Raw genomic sequence first — 16,665 nt, 5'->3', positions numbered from 1 at the left:
CTACAGAGGCCGAGACCGCTTTCATCAGATGGCTGGATAAGGAGTGGGAGGGAGAGGTCGGCTACCAGGGCATCCAATCGACCCGCCCGGATACTCTCGCCGCTGCACTCAACGACTCGCCAGCAGGATTGGCAGCGTGGATCGTGGAAAAGTTTCGAGCGTGGAGCGACCGTAGCAGCGGGGCAGATGTTCAGACGTTGGAGGAGAAGTTCGCGCGCGACGACCTGCTAACCACTGTCTCCCTGTACTGGTTCACTCAGAGCATTGGCTCGTCGTTCCTCTCGTATTACGACTTCCGGCACCGTGCAGAACGGCCGATCGTCCGTGTGCCGGCGGGGATCGGTGTCGCTCAAGGGGACCTGGGATACCCGCGGTCGTTGGCCGAGCGGTGTTACACCGACATCCGTTCATTTGAGGTGCTGCCGCACGGTGGACACTTCATGGCAAAAGAAGAACCCGGCGCTGTTGCTGCCTGCATCAGCGCCTTCTTCGGAGCACTGCAAACGACGGCCGGCAATCGTCCCCGCCACCAACTCCCTAGCTAGCAGGACAAGTGCATGACGCGATGGCTCGGTAGAGGTTCCCCAAGAGACACCGCCGTGTGGTCATAGAGGTTCCGGTGGAATCGGCGCTCTCACACTTCCGTATGCAGTGACGCTAACCAGGTGCTGATATCGGGTCCTAATGCCGTGGCGTGGGCGGGAGCAAGCAGTACGCCCTCGGAGAGCGCATCCAAGGCGGGAGCCACTGCCCGGACGTTCCGGGGGTCCCCACTCCGGGCTAGCATGCGGGAGGTGAGTTCAGGAAGTCGGATCTTTTCGGGCCCTGTGATGGTTTTGACTACGGAGCCGGGGGCATTGAGGGCCGTTTCCACGAGAACGCCTGCGACGGTGTCCGCGGCCACTGGCTGAATGAGCCAGTCCTCGACGAGGACTTCGTCGTCCAGGAAGGTGACTGCTGCCGGGTTTGCCGCGAATTCGTGCCACTGCGTGGACTTCACGATGGTTGAGCGAATAGGGCTCTCGTCAACGATTCCCTCTTGCGCACGCTTTGCCGCATAGTAGGGGAATTCGTCAAAGACCGTGTCTTCTATTCCGGCGATGGATAGGAATACCAGGTGGCCCACCCCTTGGTCGGCGCAATTTTTCACAACGTTCCGGGTCGCTGATGTGAGCGCCTCATGCAGTCCCATCCTGTCGTCCTGAGGGAAGGCATTGGAGGCGTCAATCACCACATCGACCCCGCGCAGAGCTTCGCTCAGTCCCTCACCGGTGATGAGATCTATGCCGTTCGAACGCGATACTGCCACCGCGGAAATCCCCTCCTTCGCAAGCAGGCTCACCGTGCGCGTGCCGGCGGTTCCGGTAGCTCCCAATACTGCGATCCTCATATGTCACGACCAACTTTCCAGTTCTTATCTTCTACGAATTCGTTTAGTTTCTGGCCGCTGAGCGCGTCAACGCCACCGGCGAGATCACTGATCGACACGGTAGCCAAGCTCGATCGCCAGGACCGCTCGGCCTGCCACATGGCCGCAGCGATGCCACACGATCCACTCGCCCGAATCTCGGCCGAGCGTGCGTGGAACAATCCATCACACCGGATCTCCGTGCAGCGGAATATTGGTTCATCTCCATCGAGCGCCTCCACAACATCAGCGAGGGTGATTTTAGCTGCGGGCCGTGATAGGGAGAATCCTCCGGCGGAACCGGGGGTCGATATCAGCAAGCCGTGCCGTGATAGGGCCTGAAGGTGCTTATTCAAGTACGTCGGAGAGAGGCCGTACACCTCAGCCAAGGTCGAATTTGGGACGGGGTGACCTTCACCCAGTCGCTCCAACACAACAAGGCCAGCTTGAGCTGGAACGAGCTGTGAGGTTTGGATATTGCTCTTGGTCAGACGGAGTCGACGAGTATTTCCTTTGCAGCGGTCACCTCTGCCGCTGCACTTCGGGTCCTGCTGGGCTAGGCCAATTCCAGTGCTGGCCTGTTTGTCTGGATGGAGGTGCCTCTTCCCGGGTGGAGCATCCGGCGGCCCAGGCCACCGTCTGCCCAGATCCATAAGACGGAATTGTCCGGCATCAAGGCGTCTATTGTCCCGGTTCCTTTGATTCCTTCGGCGATAAAGCTGACGTGCTCACCTACTTTGAAGCATTCCTTCCACCGTTTCGAGATTCGGGGTGCCTTGACCGCAGTAGTAGCATCCGCCTCGACTGAGCCGTCACCGGAAACAGGTTGGCCGGGTTCCTCGTTGGTTGTTTCGAAGCTGCCGGGGATGATGTGGGCTTCACGGTGTGCGGCGTCCATTGGGGCTTCGGTGTCATTCACCGTTCCCGGGAGGTTTTGGTCCATACTCATTCCTTTCGGTACCGGGACCCTCCGCTCAGGCGAAGGGGACCCGGTAGCTGCTGGCTGTAGCCGGCGTTTTTAGCAGAACCCGGCGATGCCGGACCAGGCGATGTCCGCCGGCGTGGCGTCGTCGCGCTGGACCGTGGCCTCGATCAGGCCGTATGGCCGGTCGGCTGCGAAGAAGACCTCGTTGGGGTTGTCGAGCCCGAACGGCGAGAGGTCCACCAGGAAGTGGTGCTTGTTGGGCATGGAAAACTTGATCTCGTCGATCTCGCTGTGGGCTTCCAGGACCTTGGTGCCCATGTCGAACAGCGTCTGCTGCAGGGCGTGGGAATATTTCTCGGTGAACCCCTCGAGCAGGAGGCCCTTGACGTCCTCGTAGCTCTTCTTGAAGTCCAGGGTGCTCAAGTCCGTCCCGGTCTTGTATCGCCAGCGGGCGGAAACGTCGGTGGCCAGGATGCGGTCTGTGGTTTCCGGGAGGGTGGTGTATCTGTCCTTGGGGTAGCCCACAAAGCCGGACTGCGTGGTCTTCAGGACGGTCAGGTCCTTGAGTCCGGAGATCAGGTGCGTTGCGGCGCCGTCGCGGACCAGGACGGCGGTGCGGACTTCCTGGCCGTTGCGCACGAAGGAATGGTCGTGTTCGGAGCCGTGCGCCTGGATCCGGTCCCAGCTGTAGGACTCGGCTTCCCAGCGGCCGCCGGTGACCCAGTCGAAGCTGGAGGTGAAGTGCTCGCCGAGGCGCAGGAGGAAAGCTTCGGGGGAGCCGACGCCTTCACGGGCAAAGGCGTAGATGGTGTTCTTCTGGGTGTCCGTTGCCACCACGTGGGCGTTGTCGCCCTCGCGGTGGGCGGCCTCGAAGTCGCCGCGCAGCTGCGAGGTGACGTTCAGGTCCTCTATCTCGTGGCGGTCTGTGTCGCGGGTGATTTTGACGACCCGGACTTCGGCCTTTCCGTACTGGTTGTGGCCGAGGGTGATGTTGCTGCTCATAGCCGTTTCTCAACTTCCGTATTGCGGAAAAAAGATCCGAAAGACAGATGGATGTGCGTTACACATGGCTGATGATCTAGTCCGACCACAAAAAAGCCGACATCGATCGATGCCAGCTCATTACGACCCTGCCTGCTGCTCTCAGGTCTCGTGACTTGCGTCACGTTATACAGGAATGCTACACGGCCCCGGCCCTGATGAACGCAGCCGGAGGTCTGTCCGCGAATTGTGACTGATCAAGGGCGGCTTGCGCCCGCAAAGGCGCCTAACCTGGCGTCGCGGTTTAGCCGGAACCGGAGGGGGCCTTTCTTCCTAGTGCTTAGCCCTTGTCAAGATGCTCAGGGCGTGGTGGATCGTGGTGTGGATGGGCGCAGGGACCATGTGCTGGTTCGCGATCCTCACGACGGTGCCGTTTTGTCCTCGTTCGGGACAACATGCTGCGGCGAATCTGTCCCGTTGGACCTTCCTGAGGGGCATCCCGCCCGTATAGCGTTCCTCTAACGAGAAGTTCCCCTCCATAAGGACATGGGACACCTCGTTGTCGAGACCAGGTTCGCGAGTACCTGCCTCGCAGCGTTGAATACGTCAGGAGTCGGGGAGAGCAGCTACCAGCAGGTCCCTTTGTGGCTTCAACTTCGTTGGTGTCGGGCGACACGGGCCCTGTTGCCGCATTTCGTGCTGCACCACCGCCGCCGCTCTGTGGTGGGGACGAAGTACATGATGCATCCTGGGGCCTGGCACGCATGGACTCCCGCGGCCCTCCCTGCAAGCAGGGAGACAGCGTCCTCCGCGATCAGCGTGATCACTCGTGTCCCGAAGTCGAATTCCGACCAGTCATAACGCATCTCGAGGTTAGGGGAGAGCGCCACGATCCGGTGGGCCCGCGCTGCATTGTCTGACACAGTCTGGGCGTCGTCTGGGTCAATCTGATGGTCGTACAGCAGGGCATCCAAGGCGCGTCTGATCGCTGCCCGCAGTCCGCGGACGTGGTCCAGGTCCTCGTCATCGAGCTTCCCCAACTGACCGGCGGGTGCTAGCTCATCTGCTCGTTGTGCGCACCAGTCCTGCAACAGCTCCGAGGAATTAATCGAGTCAACCAGCCGCCCGCGGGTTCCTCCTTCGATGTAGGTGCTGTTCACCAGATCCAGGGCCAGCCGTTGTCCGGTGACGAGCTGCTGTTGGGTCATACCTTCATTCTTCCACCTTCAGAGGCCTTCTGCTAACGTTCTAAGCGATCTATAGCATTAGCAACGTCAGGAGAAATTATGCCCGCTACGAGTCCTGCCCTATCAACTGCCGCAACCGTCGATCCCCCCAAACCCCGTTCACGCTGGTCCTCCCAAGCTCCTGGCCGGCTTCCGGCGGCAACCCTCGTTGTAGCGACCCTTACCAGCGTGGCCGCCCTGGTCTGCCTCGTACTGCTGGGTAAGCTGTCGGGCCACCTCCTGCTCATCCCTCCGATGGCCGCGTCCATGGCACTCGTGGCCGGGGCCCCCCAATTGCCCCTCTCCCAGCCCCGGAACGTGATCGGCGGCCAGGTCGTTTCCGCCTTGGTCGGTGTCGGCACGGGGCTGGTCAGCCATTCGATCTGGGCTGCCGCGATTGCCGGCGGTCTAGCCATAGGGGCGATGCTGCTGTTGAGGATGCCTCATTCACCGGCGGCCGCCACCGCAGTCATCGGTACCATGGCCACGACGGGACAGGTTTCCTTCGTGGTGTGCGCCGGCATCGCCGCGTGCATCCTCGTCGGTTTTGGAATCCTCAGATCTGAGCTACGCGGAGCCAACTACCCGACCTATTGGATCTGACGAGGACACCGCAGCTGACCACTGCAGAGACACCGACATGGGGCCAACGGACTTTCGGGTCCCCCGTGTCGCGAGTGTGGATACACCCGGGACTAAGCTGTGAAAAACCGCCGTTCGCAACTAATAGTCACACCCCTTGTCGGACGCTTCCGCCACGGTCCTCGGTGTCGATGCTGGACCAAGTCCGCCACGACGCAGCCGCAATCGGAGCGTTTACCGGGAAATGAGCTTTTCACCGTTGGGCCGCAGCTTCCCGGTGGGCGAGACTTGCTGGTACCGTTCCAGCTGACGGCAATGATTCGGCGGAGACGAAACCGAGTTGGAGCGCAGAAGGCGTGTGCCGTTTTTCCTTTTGCTGTCCGCCCGTTCAGGGTTCGGCGGATTCAGGCGGTCATTGCAACAGGAGGCCTTCGATCAGTTCGATCGGTTTTTTGAACTCTAGTCTTTTGCGTGGCCGGTCGTTGAGTTCCTGGGCAACCCAGTCGAGGTCTGCCTGGCTGTGGATGCCCAGGTCCGTGCCCTTGGGGAAATACTGGCGGAGCAGGCCATTCGTGTTTTCATTGATGCCGCGCTGCCAGGGCGAGTGCGGGTCGCAGAAGTAGATGTCGATGCCGGTGTCCATCTTCACGGTTTTCCAGTCCTGCATCTCGATGCCCTGATCCCAGGTCAGGGAATGCCGCAGCGCCTCGGGAAGCGTCTTGATCTTCGCGACCAGCGCATCACGGATCTGCTCGGCCCTGTACCCGTCCGGCAGGTGCACGAGCATCGTGTAGTTAGTGGTCCGTTCCACCAGGGTCCCGATCGCGGACTGGTTCCCCTTGCCGATGATTAAGTCCCCCTCCCAATGCCCTGGCATGGCACGGTCCTGAACCTCGGGAGGACGTTCGGAAATGTTGATCATGCCCGGGATCCGGTTCTTCCGCTGACCGGCTTTCCTGCAGGGCTGCCTGACCGCCCGCCCGGTGCGCAGGCACGCGGTCAGATCACGGTTGAGTGCCCCGCGGGACTGCACGTACAGGGACTGGTAGATCGTCTCGGGTGACACCCTCATCTCCGGCTCATCGGGGAACTCAACCTGCAGGCGTCCTGCGANCGATCTGTCGATCAGGGCCCCGATCGCCCTTAGGGAGCTTCCCTGGGCGCGCAGCACCGCGATCTCTTCACGCTGGGCGAAGGTCAGGCACCGGCCCTTCAGATCCCGGCCGCGACGAGGCCTGACACCCCCGGCCTCCGCCAGGACACGGCGCCCAGTCCGCCTGCTCGTATTGATCGGCACCACAGCATCCGTGATGAAATCACCGGCCTGCATCCCGGCCCAAAACACCTGCAGCAAATCCGGTCTTACGTAAATCGAATACCTCGCCACAACAACACCCATCCGCTAAGTGTTGCAATCACCGCAAGAACCCAAGGTTCCCCATACGGACATGTGGTGGGCCGTGCAGACGACTTTGGACATTTCGTGTAGACGACTTCGGAAAATGACAGCTGCGTCGGCGGGCTTCCGCGGCACGGTGATCGACCGGCTTATGGGCAGCCGACTTTCGCAAGCTAGTCTTTCGCTGTGGAAGACGAGCAATTACTCAACTGAGACAATGCCAGCGGCGTTGTCGTCCGTGTTAGGTCGATCGTCCGCACCTTGGACCGATGCCACCCCCCGTGTCCTCGCCCTCCTGACAGCAGTTCGGGAGGCGGGTGTCGATGTTTCCTCTGCCCACGGCCAAGACGCGCAGGGTGGGCAAGTCACCGAGTTCATTCCCGAGCGACTTGCGCTCGATTCGGATCCGCTCACGCGTTCGGAACTCGGCCGGGTCGGAGCGATGGTGCGAGCTATCCACGACGCGAGCGCCTGCTGCGTTAACTGGGTATGAAAATTTGCCGGCGGTAGACCTCGTCAATATCGATGAAGTCCAGCAAGGGGGGGAAAAAGCTTGATGCGGTCGGTTCGACAGTGCGGGGTGCCACCAGGACGATGAGCGGAGTCCGGCGGCAGCGGGTAGGGTCCGGAAGCGGCTCGGTCTTCCAACGCCGTACTGACCGGTCTGTCTGGTTTGAGTGTAGTGTCTGCTGGTGATGGAACACGCTCAGAGCTCTTTAACTGACTCGATTGGCACCTCTGCCACTTCACGGCCGTCTTCCGTTGGCGCGCGGGAGCGCATATTGGCTGCCGGCTACGAGTTGTTCGCGCAGCGTGGCATCCGCGATGTCGGCGTAGCTGAGCTAATTTTGCGCGCAGGGGTCGCCAAGGCCACGTTCTATGGACACTTCACCTCCAAGGATGAGTTGGTCCTAGCCTTTCTGGAACGTTGCCATCAGGACCTTACTGTCGAGCAGATCATCGCTGAATGCAGAAGGAGGTCTGAGGACCCAACGGCCCAGCTACTGGCCATTTTCGATGTTCTGGACGGGTGGTTTCGCCGGGATGACTTCCAGGCCTGCGCCTTCGTGAGCACCATGCTGGAAATGGGCCCCACCCATCCCCTAGGAGAGGCATCCATCAGCTATCTGGCCGAAGTAAGGGCCTTCATGCGAACTCTCGCCGCAGAGGCGGGTCTCGACCATCCGGACGTTTTTGCCCGCTCCTGCCACATCCTGACGAAGGGATCCATTATCTCAGCGGTCGAAGGAGACCGAGAGGCAGCCGTGTTTGCCAAACGTATGGCCTTTTCCCTCATCTCCGACCACGGGGGCGTCGCCGCTCTGGCCGGTAGCGGCCTGGCGAAGGCCAGCAACCGAAGCCACAACCACGCCTGACACGCGCTCTTCCGGCCCCCGCGCCGGGAAGTAGCTGATTCTGCCTCACCTTCTGTTTCTCCGCCGGACAATGATCTGGCGGTTCCGCTTAGCGTCCTTGTGCAGGGCGCCGAGTTTTGAGCCCGCTGTAGCCAAACGGCGGACACCGCACCTTGTTGAAAAGAGCCATCATGGCATATTCGCAGTTCGACCAGTTCCTCCAGGAAGCCACTTACCGCGACCCGGAATCCGACGCGACTCTTGACGGGGACTCCTTTTATGGGCTGTACACCAGCTGGTGCTTCGTATCCCAAAACACGCCACAGGCAGAACACGTCTTCTGGGAAGCAATGAGCCAGCGGACCGGTCCCGGACAAGGCCTGCGCATGAAGGGACCGGCGGCCGCGGACTACATCCTGACCAGCTACCGGGCCCGGGTCTGAACCCCGCCATGGCAACAGCGTCAAGCAGTTACGTTCCCCTGGACGCGCATAGCCACGGGGAAAACGTCCCTGGTGCCCAACGTGTGACACCGACCTGCACCTCGAGGTTGAAACGCCGACTGTTCCGGGACGGTAGGCAGGCACTCTCGCGGTGGCCGTCCTCTGTTCCCTTGGTTGTCGGTCTCATATCTGAAGGGCTCCATGAACCGTTTGGCTGAGCAGAATGTTCCACCTCCGACCGACCAGGCACGGGACTTTCTTGCCGGTCTGCTGCTGCGCACAGCACAGGGCGATCATCAGGCATTCAGTGAGTTCTACCGCCGGACATCCCGACGGGTCACAGGATTGGTCCAGCGCGTCATCATTGACCGGGAGCTCAGCGAGGAAGTGGTCCAGGAAATATTCATCGTCGTCTGGCAGGACGCAGCGAAATACCTGCCGGCCACTGGCACTCCGACGGCCTGGCTGATGACCATCGCCCACCGAAGGGCAGTCGACAAAGTACGGGCAAACCAAAGTAGCCGCGACCGTGACCATCGATGGGCAGTGACCGAGCCGAGCGTTTACGACGGCGTACACGATTCCGTGGCAGACAAGATGGACGCCCGGATCCTCGTCGCTTCGTTGGCATGCCTATCGAATCTGCAGCGCGAATCCATTGTCCTTGCCTATTTCGGTTCGTTGACCTACCGGGAGATCTCCGTGAAGCTCTGTGTACCGCTGCCCACGATCAAATCCAGAATCAGGGATGGCCTCCAAAGGCTCAGGACGCAACTCGAAGCTGTATAGCCAGGGGACACCTGGCGCGGCTAAGCCCATGGATAATCTGGCCCCTCAGCAGTGCAGGACCTTTTCGTCTTCGGCCTCGACCAGCTCGTTTACCAGCCTGGTGCCAGGGTGTATCTGACCCTGAATCCTTTTTCCGCGGCGGCCGTGCCGAGACCGATGAGAAGGTGGGATTTGCCGGTTCCTGAGTCCCCGATGTAGCACCTGGACGGGGGGTGGTGGCTCCGGACTTCCTATCGACATGGATGTGTGCGGGATCAACGCCGGCGGCCGCCAGGGCATCCAGCTGCCGGGTCAGTTCCTGCTTCGCCGTCGATACACGCGCATACCCAATGTCCATCCGGGCACCGTACCGAATGTTTCAGCGGTGACGGGTGATTATGGCGGGACTTGTGGGCCAACAAACGGGACAGCCAGGTTACGCGATATTCCGCGGATCCCGAGCAGCGGGGGCGCGTTCCACCGGGGTGTCCCGGTTCCAAGGAATTGGAACAGTCGACCCCCGCGCTCACTCGGTCGCGATACGAAGTGCAATGCCCACCACCAGGCCGCAATGGAATTGGAAAGCACGTCCGCCACCGGGATGAGGGCTGCACGAACGGGCGGCCGCATCAACAACACATCCGTCTCGTCAGGCTCCTGCCAGTAGCGGGCGCTATCCACTGCTTCCGCGAATCCGGCCAGCAAATCACGATCCCCGGAAGCCGCCGCAACAGCCAGCGAGTCAGGGCTACCCAATGCTTCGGTCAGCTCATCCAGAAGAGCGTTATCCCCGGGCGACATGGCAGAGCGAACGGCCAATGTCCACATTTCGGTTCGCGCGGACGTGAGAATGCTCAAGCAGAAGCGCCGCCCTCTGGGACCACTCAACAGATCGTCAGCAACAGCCCCTGCACTCATGGGCTGAGCATACAAGGTGGCCAGACCACGTGACTGCGCCGTGGCGGCTTCTTGATGATGTTGCTATACGTTTCCCCAAGCCAAAACCAATGCAGGTCACCCAGATGGGAGCACTTCGCGACGTTTGTTCCTATCGAAGGATCCTGCCGGGAACTGGACGCCTGCGGACCGGAAGGCATCTCGAGTGCATCACGATTCTTCCCACCGGTGAAGCATCCCCGCGCCAACTCTCCACGTGCTGGACACTGTCCGGAACGTCCACGCCCCGCCATCACGGCTGTGATCGAGCAGGACTAAAGATATGGGTCGTTTTCGCGTTCAGGCCTGCGACCGTCCCACCGCCTTTGGTTCGGGGAGCGTGCATCTGGTGCATGGTAATGTTCGAACACAGGCAGGGCGTTGGAGGGATAGATTGGGTTCGGAGAAGCGTCCCACGATTACTGACGTCGCCCGTGCGGCCGCCGTCTCCCGGACAACTGTGTCGCACGCGCTGAATAACAGGGGCTACGTCGACCCCGGTACCAAGGCGAGAGTTCACCTGGCGGCGAAGGAACTGGGATACCGGCCGAGTGTCAGAGCACAGCGGCTTCGAGCAGGTAGTGCCCAGACGCTTGGCCTTGTGGCGTCGATGCCCGCCTCCGTGGCGGCCGGTCCCTCGAAGCTGGGATTCTTTATGGAAGTCGCGGCATCTGCGGCGGAAACGGCCTTGATGAGCGGTTTCGCCATGATTCTGGTGCCCCCCGTGCAAAAGCAACTGGAACTGGAACAGTTTGATATCGACGGTGCTGTTGTTGTGGAGCCGAAGGAGAACGATCCGGCCACCGGCCGCTTGAGGGCTCTCGGAGTTCCTGTGGTGTGTCTGGGCCGTCAGCCTGGTGCGGAGGCAGAGATCCCCTATATCGATATGCAGTCCTATAAGACGGGAAAACTCCTGCTGGAGCATCTCTACCAGCAGGGAGCACGGCATATAGCCTTGTTCGTCGGTTCCGAGCACCGGCATTCATACATTGACGTGGCCAGAGCTTATGCGGATTTCATTTCGGAGTACCGCCTTGAATCGCTGATCGTTCGTTTAAACGAAGAGGAGGGCGAGGCCGGCGGATATCGTGCCAGCCTTGCCCTCCTGAAATCGCACCCTAGCGTTGACGGTATCTGCGCTTTGGTGGATGCCTTCGCCGTTGGGGTGGTCCGCGGTCTTCATGAACTGGGCCGGAAAGTTCCTGAGGATGTAAGGGTAGTCACCCGCTACAACGGGTTAAGAGCGCAGACATGCTCGCCTCCTTTGACAGCCGTCAATCTCAATCTGGCCGTTGCCGCTGATCTTGCTGTGAATCTTCTTCTGGAACACCGCAGAGGTGATCGGTCCCGGCATGTCTTGCTCTGTCCGGACCCGGAGCTGATACCTCGGGCTTCCTCCGTTCTGCCTGACCCTTCATCCTTGGAACAGGACAGCCACTCCTGACACCAGGGCGAAACTAAGCACGATCGTCCTCATGCGCTTGCCTCCGAGCCGCTGATGGATCGCTGCACTCGCCAAAGCGCCGATAATGAGTGCGGGCAGGAGGTACAGCGCCATCTGGAACTGTTCTATGCGGACGTTACCGGTTCCTGCGAGCAACCCCAGTGACATGATCTCCCCGACCAAGAAGCAGAATGCAACAGTTGAGCGGAGCACGGACGCATGGTGGTGCTGGTATGCCAGGACCAGGGGAGGTCCTCCGATACCGGTGGCGGTCTCGGTAATCCCGGTTACGGTACCCACGGCAAGCAGCGCGCCCCGGCCTGCTTTGAAGGAAGGCATAACCAGAGAAACAAGTGCGGCAACGATAGTTGAAATGCCGATAAGCAGGCTCAACCCCGAAGGGGGAATTGCCACCAACACCCAGAAACCACCCACGGTTCCGGCCACCCGTCCGATCGTGATCCAGCCCGCTCCATGCAGGTCGAGCGCATGGCGTTCCCGCCAGACAACATAGGCGTTGAGTGGGAGCATGAGAACGAGCAGCAGCACCGGCAGCAGCTGGGGTTCAAAGAATCCCACAACTGGAGCCACGATTAGCGCGAATCCCATTCCCGTGCTTCCCTGGACCAGGGATGCGATGGCTACGGTGACCGCTACTAGGATGAATATCTCTGTGCTCAATTGGTTCCTTCAGTTGATTGTCTTGCAGCAACGTCGCAGTGGCAGCTCCACGGAGTCGCCCTGCGACGCGCGGAGGTTTAGCCAACAGGAGTTGGCGTGTCCAGCCTGCGCCGCTGTCGCAGCACTTGGTGCTCGGTGGCGGTCGGATGCAGGCGTTGAACGGGCGCCTTTGCCATGACGCGGTGTGCGACTTCCTGAGCTTCCTGGATGAACGCACGGGCGTCCCAGTCCACGGGCCATCCTTCCCAGAGCCGCAGTTTGCCCGCGACGACGACTGCCATGATCTGGTCACGGTTGGCATATCGGACAAGCTCCCAGGTGGGGTCCCAGGACGGCTGCATCTCAGGGACTGACCAGTCCAGGACGAGGAAGTCGGCTGATTTGCCGACAGCTATCTCTCCGGTGACGGTACCGAGGCCTGCGGCTTCAGCGCCGCCCTGTGTGGCGTGGTGAAGCCAGGTCCAGCCCCCGCCGCAGGAGGAATCGCCGGTTTGAAGGCCAAAGGCCAGCCGCTGGGCCAGTTCGGCAATGTCGAGCAGCCTGAAGGCATCGCTTCTGGTGCCGTCGGTGCCGATTCCAAATCTGATCATTCTGTCTGCAAAATGCAGGGCTGGAGCGACGGCGTTTCCCTTCCACGCACTGGCGACGGGGTTGTAGCTGACTGCGCTATCCGTTTCTTCCAAGCGTCTGAGTTCGTACGGCGTGAGCAGCGTCGCATGGGCAGCCAGAGTCTGGGGACCTAGCGCCCCGACTGAGTCCATGTATTCCAGGGGCCGGAGTCCGCAGCGTTCAATGGAGCGTTCAACTGACGCCAGGTGTTCGTTGAGATGCACCTGGTACACGGCACCGGCCTCGTAGGCGAGTCGAGACGTGTCCCGCAGCACAACGTCGCTGGCCGATTCGGGAATTGATACTGCCAGCGAGGGGTGCACGAGGGATCCCGCGCTCCAGCGCCCAAGGTGGCGCTCGGCGGCGCGCATGACTGTTCCGTACTCGATGAGGGAACCGTCCGGGGCCACGTCGTTGCATATGTAGCCGAGTACACAGCGTAGCCCGACGTCCTGGGTTGCAGCGGCGACTGTGGCAACATCAACGCTCGCCCGGGTTCCCGCATCGCATACCGTGGTGAAGCCGCCGCGCAAGGATTCCAGTGCGGCGAGCTTTGACGCGATGTAGATTGACTCCTCGTCGAGGTGTTGCTCGAGCGGCACCCAGAGCCGCCGGAAAATTTCAGATGGTTCGCCGCAGACCATGGATTTGCCGAAGCTTTGAGTCAGATGATGATGGGTGTCCACGAATCCGGGCATCAGGAGATGATGCTCCAGGTGGACCGGCGAGAGCGTGGGGTTATCCGCGATGAGCCTTGAGGCGGGACCGACTTCGCGGAAGATCCCATCAGCAACGACCACGCCATGGTCGCGGACAGGTCCGGAGGGAAGTAGAAGCAGTTCCGGCAGGAGCAGCATCGCGTCGCTGTTTAGGTGCTTTATGGTTATCGGGGTGTTCATAGGGAATCTTTCACTTGATTATTGGGGAGTGGGGATATTTCGTTTTCATGGGGTTCCTCCGAAGCGGCGGGACTTTTTCCCAGATGCAGGAAGAGAATGTTCATGATGACGCCCACGAACGCGGTCATGGCGACACCACTGCCCAGCAGAATGCGCGCGTTCGCTGGCAGCTGGTCGTACATGCCCGGCACGAGGATGGGCATGAGGCCTGCGCACAGTGCCACGGCCGCGATCATCGTGTTGCGGTGGTCTTGGAAATCCACCCGGCGCAGCATCTGGATGCCCATGGCCAGGATGATCGAGAAGACGATGACGGCTGTGCCGCCAACGACTGCCGTAGGGATGGCAGCCATCAGCTGCCCAACGGGAGCAAGTATTCCTATAAGGATGAGAATGAAACCGGCGGCGACGGTGACGAAACGAGAACGGACCCCCGTTGCCTTTACGATGCCAATGTTCTCGCCGCTCGTGACAATGAGCGAGGTTCCGAACAATCCACCCAGGAGTGACATGAGCGCGTCGCCCCGGATTGTTTTCGGCGCATCTCGTTTGGCGATGACTTCCTTACCCACCACTTCACCGTTGAGTACGGTTTGCCCGGTGGCCTCTGCCATCGAGGCGATGCTGAAGATCAGCAAGGGCAGCGAGGCCAGCAGATCGAACTCAGGAGGCCCGAAAGGCAGGAACTGGGGAAGAGCAACAATGCTGCCATGTCCGATACCAGTGAAATTTGCAAGCCCCATCGGCGCTGCCATAGCAGTCGCGCCCACCATGCCCAGCAGGACGGAGACCGGCCGCCAGGACTTGGGCAAGAACCGGTAAAAAAGCACTATGAGGACAATGGTGGCGACTCCGAGAGCGAGATAGTCAAGACGCCCAAAGTCGTCGGCTTTGGGCTGACCCGTGATGAGAAAGGCCGAGTGTTTCACCAGATTGATTCCGATGACGACGATCATCGTTCCGATGACGACGGTTGGAAAGAATCTGAGCATCCTCGCGAACAACGGAAGTACCAGGAAATAGAAAACACCAGTCAAGATCACCGCACCAGTGGCCATCTGAAGGCCGTGCTCCTGGGCAATCATGAGGAACATGATGATCGGCGCGCCGCCCGGGAGCATAACGAACGGAAGCTTGGCGCCCATCTTCCATGGCCCGAAGGACTGCAGCAGGGTTCCCAAGCCGGAGAGGATGAAGGTGGCACTGAGCAGGTTGGTGGTGAGTGAGTCGGATAGTTGGAGTGTCTGACTGACGAGGATAACTGCCGACAGTGGAGTTGCAACCATAACCATCACATGTTGCAATCCCAGGGGGATAAGGCGTCGAAGGGGTGGAATCTCGTCCACAGGATGAAGATCTTTACGTTCCATGATGCGTAACTTCTCTCGAAGAAGGGCTGTCATCTGATGAGCCTGAAAATCAGGGTTCGTGCTGCAGTGGTCCGGTAAGACCCGAACAACTGACGTCGTCCGCTGCGCCGAAGGGAACTGCCTCTTTACCCGTTCGGGGGTCGCTTCTGGCTAACCCCAAATCGATTTGGGACGAGTATGCCGGAGATCTCAGGGGCGTGTCAATAGGCCAGCGTCGACCAGACAGGGTAGAAGCCCCCCAACAATTACTCCGGATGATGGAATTGATTTTCCACTCTGGGGTATAACTACTTCCGCGGGACGCCCGATATGGTGCAGATCACGCTCCCGACGGTTGGATCCGGCGCCCGGCGCCGGGGCGTTGTGCGGTGGGAAATTCTTGGACCTGAGAGACCCCCACGCAGACTCCGCTCGCCACCGGCGGAAGAGGCCTCACCAACGGATGAGGAAATTGACCCGGCGCTTGCCCGGCACCGCAAACTCCACAGCCTGCATTTCCCGTCCAGTCTCGGGCCGACAGGACCCCCAGGCGCCGGGCGTGCCCACCCATGTGCAGCCATGCAGCACTGGCCCCGTCCGTGACGGCTTCGAGCGCTAAAGGGTGAGCCGCCGGAGTCCCCCGCGGCTCACAACAACCACACGGACACCACCTCCGCGACGGCTGCGATGGCACGGCGAAAATTCTCGCCGTTGTCGTACCGTTGCTTCCCCTTCATGAAGACGTTGCACGCGGTGTAGAACCTGAGAGCAAAAGAGTCATTCATATGCCTTGGCGCGAACCGCAGCCCTGAACACATGGTGCAAAAACGAATTGTTTTCATGGCTGGCTCTATGCGTCCCGGCGGCTGGCGGGCCTCTTCGGTGGAGAAGACGAGGAAGAAATGGGCCGTGGACGACGCACTGTGCGGGACGGCGCCGGACGCGGGGCTAAACGCCTTTCAGCTGACGGACCACCGGTGCAGGGACTTAGTTTTTGGTCAATAAATGAATCAGAAAATGCCTAAATTTAGGGGCAAAATAGCTTTTCATTCAGTTGAATGATTGTGAGAATTGAAGCAGCAAGTCAGAGAGGCAAACGAAACTAATTGAGATACGAAACCAGGTACTGAAATGACTTCCTCACCCACCGAATACACGGTCTACACCAAACCCGAATGCCCAAACTGCGACAGGACCAAGGCCTACTTCGAGGACAAGGGCATCAGCTACACAGCCGTGGACATCACCGACGTGCCGGCAGCGCTGGAGTACATCACCGTAGAGCTCGGCTACTCCCAGGCGCCCGTTGTCGTGAACAATGCCGATGACCAGGACCACTGGTCAGGGCTGCGCCGGGACAAGCTTGTCCAGGCCGGCATGGGCCACAGCGCAGCAAAGCAGCATGCCTGAGAGGGTGGGGGAGCGGTTCCCGCTCAGCCCCCGGCAAATTATCGATGCTGATTGGTTTGGCCTCCATGCCAACCCGGAAGGCACTATCAACGTTCCCTTCGAGGACCCTTACGAAGCCCTGCCAGACCCCTTTGAGCTAGGGCATGTCTCCTAATTCCTTGAGCCAGATGGTGATGGCGCGGAGGACGACTCCGCCGCGGTAGGTCAGAGCGAGCTTGTCGTAGCGGGTGGCGAGGCCGCGCCATTGCTT

The 16,665-nt window shown here is 60.4% G+C and carries 17 protein-coding genes and 4 pseudogenes; 8 read left to right on the top strand and 13 right to left on the bottom strand.

Translation table 11 applies throughout. The features are described 5' to 3' along the window. On the top strand, nt 1–545 hold a 545-nt coding region (locus ACZYZ4_RS18815), incomplete at its 5' end, for an alpha/beta fold hydrolase (RefSeq protein ID WP_463863302.1). Between the two features lie 89 nt (nt 546–634). Here the strand turns inward: ACZYZ4_RS18815 and ACZYZ4_RS18810 are convergent. The 5 genes from ACZYZ4_RS18810 to ACZYZ4_RS18790 all read right to left on the bottom strand — a co-directional run bounded on the left by ACZYZ4_RS18810 (nt 635) and on the right by ACZYZ4_RS18790 (nt 4,522). Continuing rightward, nucleotides 635–1,375, bottom strand: a complete 741-nt coding sequence (locus tag ACZYZ4_RS18810; RefSeq protein WP_463863300.1) for an SDR family oxidoreductase — start codon at nt 1,373–1,375, stop codon at nt 635–637. 11 nt (nt 1,376–1,386) lie between these two features. Further along, nucleotides 1,387–2,061 (bottom strand): RrF2 family transcriptional regulator, encoded by a 675-nt coding sequence (locus ACZYZ4_RS18805; protein WP_463863299.1) that lies wholly within the window; start codon nt 2,059–2,061, stop codon nt 1,387–1,389. After that, complete coding sequence (locus tag ACZYZ4_RS18800; RefSeq protein ID WP_463863297.1) at nt 1,965–2,351, bottom strand: hypothetical protein; 387 nt, start codon at nt 2,349–2,351, stop codon at nt 1,965–1,967. The genes ACZYZ4_RS18805 and ACZYZ4_RS18800 overlap by 97 nt, the downstream gene beginning before the upstream one ends. A gap of 75 nt (nt 2,352–2,426) precedes the next feature. Continuing rightward, on the bottom strand, nt 2,427–3,335 hold the full coding sequence (gene pucL / locus ACZYZ4_RS18795) for a factor-independent urate hydroxylase (RefSeq protein ID WP_463863296.1): 909 nt from the start codon (nt 3,333–3,335) through the stop codon (nt 2,427–2,429). 629 nt (nt 3,336–3,964) lie between these two features. After that, nucleotides 3,965–4,522, bottom strand: coding sequence for a CGNR zinc finger domain-containing protein (locus tag ACZYZ4_RS18790; protein ID WP_463863294.1), 558 nt, complete (start codon nt 4,520–4,522; stop codon nt 3,965–3,967). Nucleotides 4,523–4,600: 78 nt separating this feature from the next. Here ACZYZ4_RS18790 and ACZYZ4_RS18785 point away from each other — a divergent pair, with 78 nt between their 5' ends. Further along, nucleotides 4,601–5,143 (top strand): HPP family protein, encoded by a 543-nt coding sequence (locus tag ACZYZ4_RS18785; protein ID WP_463863292.1) that lies wholly within the window; start codon nt 4,601–4,603, stop codon nt 5,141–5,143. 391 nt (nt 5,144–5,534) lie between these two features. Here the strand turns inward: ACZYZ4_RS18785 and ACZYZ4_RS18780 are convergent, their stop codons facing one another. After that, on the bottom strand, nt 5,535–6,521 hold the full coding sequence (locus ACZYZ4_RS18780) for an IS30 family transposase (protein ID WP_463863290.1): 987 nt from the start codon (nt 6,519–6,521) through the stop codon (nt 5,535–5,537). Nucleotides 6,522–7,303: 782 nt separating this feature from the next. Here ACZYZ4_RS18780 and ACZYZ4_RS18775 point away from each other — a divergent pair. From ACZYZ4_RS18775 to ACZYZ4_RS18765, 3 genes are all read left to right on the top strand, one after another. Continuing rightward, nucleotides 7,304–7,897: a TetR/AcrR family transcriptional regulator gene (locus tag ACZYZ4_RS18775; protein ID WP_463863288.1), complete on the top strand. Its 594-nt coding sequence runs from the start codon at nt 7,304–7,306 to the stop codon at nt 7,895–7,897. Nucleotides 7,898–8,067: 170 nt separating this feature from the next. Continuing rightward, complete coding sequence (locus ACZYZ4_RS18770; protein WP_463863287.1) at nt 8,068–8,319, top strand: hypothetical protein; 252 nt, start codon at nt 8,068–8,070, stop codon at nt 8,317–8,319. A gap of 201 nt (nt 8,320–8,520) precedes the next feature. Further along, a complete protein-coding gene (locus tag ACZYZ4_RS18765; RefSeq protein ID WP_463863286.1) occupies nt 8,521–9,108 on the top strand; it encodes a sigma-70 family RNA polymerase sigma factor in 588 nt (195 codons plus the stop codon). Nucleotides 9,109–9,162: 54 nt separating this feature from the next. Here ACZYZ4_RS18765 and ACZYZ4_RS18760 read toward each other — a convergent pair. Both ACZYZ4_RS18760 and ACZYZ4_RS18755 read right to left on the bottom strand, forming a co-directional pair. Beyond that, nucleotides 9,163–9,308: pseudogene (locus ACZYZ4_RS18760) on the bottom strand (ATP-binding protein); the annotation flags it as partial. A 56-nt stretch (nt 9,309–9,364) separates the two neighbouring features. Then, nucleotides 9,365–9,445: pseudogene (locus ACZYZ4_RS18755) on the bottom strand (recombinase family protein); the annotation flags it as partial. A gap of 861 nt (nt 9,446–10,306) precedes the next feature. Here ACZYZ4_RS18755 and ACZYZ4_RS18750 point away from each other — a divergent pair. Both ACZYZ4_RS18750 and ACZYZ4_RS18745 read left to right on the top strand, forming a co-directional pair. Continuing rightward, nucleotides 10,307–10,564, top strand: a pseudogene (locus ACZYZ4_RS18750) (LacI family DNA-binding transcriptional regulator); the annotation flags it as partial. Between the two features lie 114 nt (nt 10,565–10,678). Next, the gene (locus ACZYZ4_RS18745; protein ID WP_463863304.1) at nt 10,679–11,467 is read left to right on the top strand and encodes a substrate-binding domain-containing protein; all 789 of its coding nucleotides are present in this window, start codon (nt 10,679–10,681) and stop codon (nt 11,465–11,467) included. On the opposite strand, the gene ACZYZ4_RS18740 is transcribed toward ACZYZ4_RS18745, so the two are convergent. The 4 genes from ACZYZ4_RS18740 to ACZYZ4_RS18725 all read right to left on the bottom strand — a co-directional run bounded on the left by ACZYZ4_RS18740 (nt 11,438) and on the right by ACZYZ4_RS18725 (nt 15,790). Beyond that, on the bottom strand, nt 11,438–12,148 hold the full coding sequence (locus ACZYZ4_RS18740) for a sulfite exporter TauE/SafE family protein (protein WP_463863284.1): 711 nt from the start codon (nt 12,146–12,148) through the stop codon (nt 11,438–11,440). The genes ACZYZ4_RS18745 and ACZYZ4_RS18740 overlap by 30 nt on opposite strands. Before the next feature lie 77 nt (nt 12,149–12,225). After that, entirely contained in the window at nt 12,226–13,656 is a 1,431-nt protein-coding gene (locus ACZYZ4_RS18735) for an amidohydrolase family protein (protein WP_463863283.1), read from the bottom strand. Continuing rightward, entirely contained in the window at nt 13,653–15,059 is a 1,407-nt protein-coding gene (locus ACZYZ4_RS18730; RefSeq protein ID WP_463863281.1) for a uracil-xanthine permease family protein, read from the bottom strand. The genes ACZYZ4_RS18735 and ACZYZ4_RS18730 overlap by 4 nt, the downstream gene beginning before the upstream one ends. A gap of 593 nt (nt 15,060–15,652) precedes the next feature. Further along, nucleotides 15,653–15,790: a hypothetical protein gene (locus tag ACZYZ4_RS18725; RefSeq protein WP_463863279.1), complete on the bottom strand. Its 138-nt coding sequence runs from the start codon at nt 15,788–15,790 to the stop codon at nt 15,653–15,655. Nucleotides 15,791–16,136: 346 nt separating this feature from the next. On the opposite strand from ACZYZ4_RS18725, the gene ACZYZ4_RS18720 reads away from it, so the two are divergent. Continuing rightward, on the top strand, nt 16,137–16,415 hold the full coding sequence (locus tag ACZYZ4_RS18720; protein WP_463863277.1) for a glutaredoxin family protein: 279 nt from the start codon (nt 16,137–16,139) through the stop codon (nt 16,413–16,415). Nucleotides 16,416–16,551: 136 nt separating this feature from the next. Here the strand turns inward: ACZYZ4_RS18720 and ACZYZ4_RS18715 are convergent. After that, nucleotides 16,552–16,665 (bottom strand): annotated as a pseudogene (locus ACZYZ4_RS18715) (IS5/IS1182 family transposase); the annotation flags it as partial.

The organism is Pseudarthrobacter adonitolis, assembly GCF_055412845.1.
Note: the sequence above shows the minus strand (reverse complement) of the source record. Positions and strands in the feature narration are given on the sequence as shown.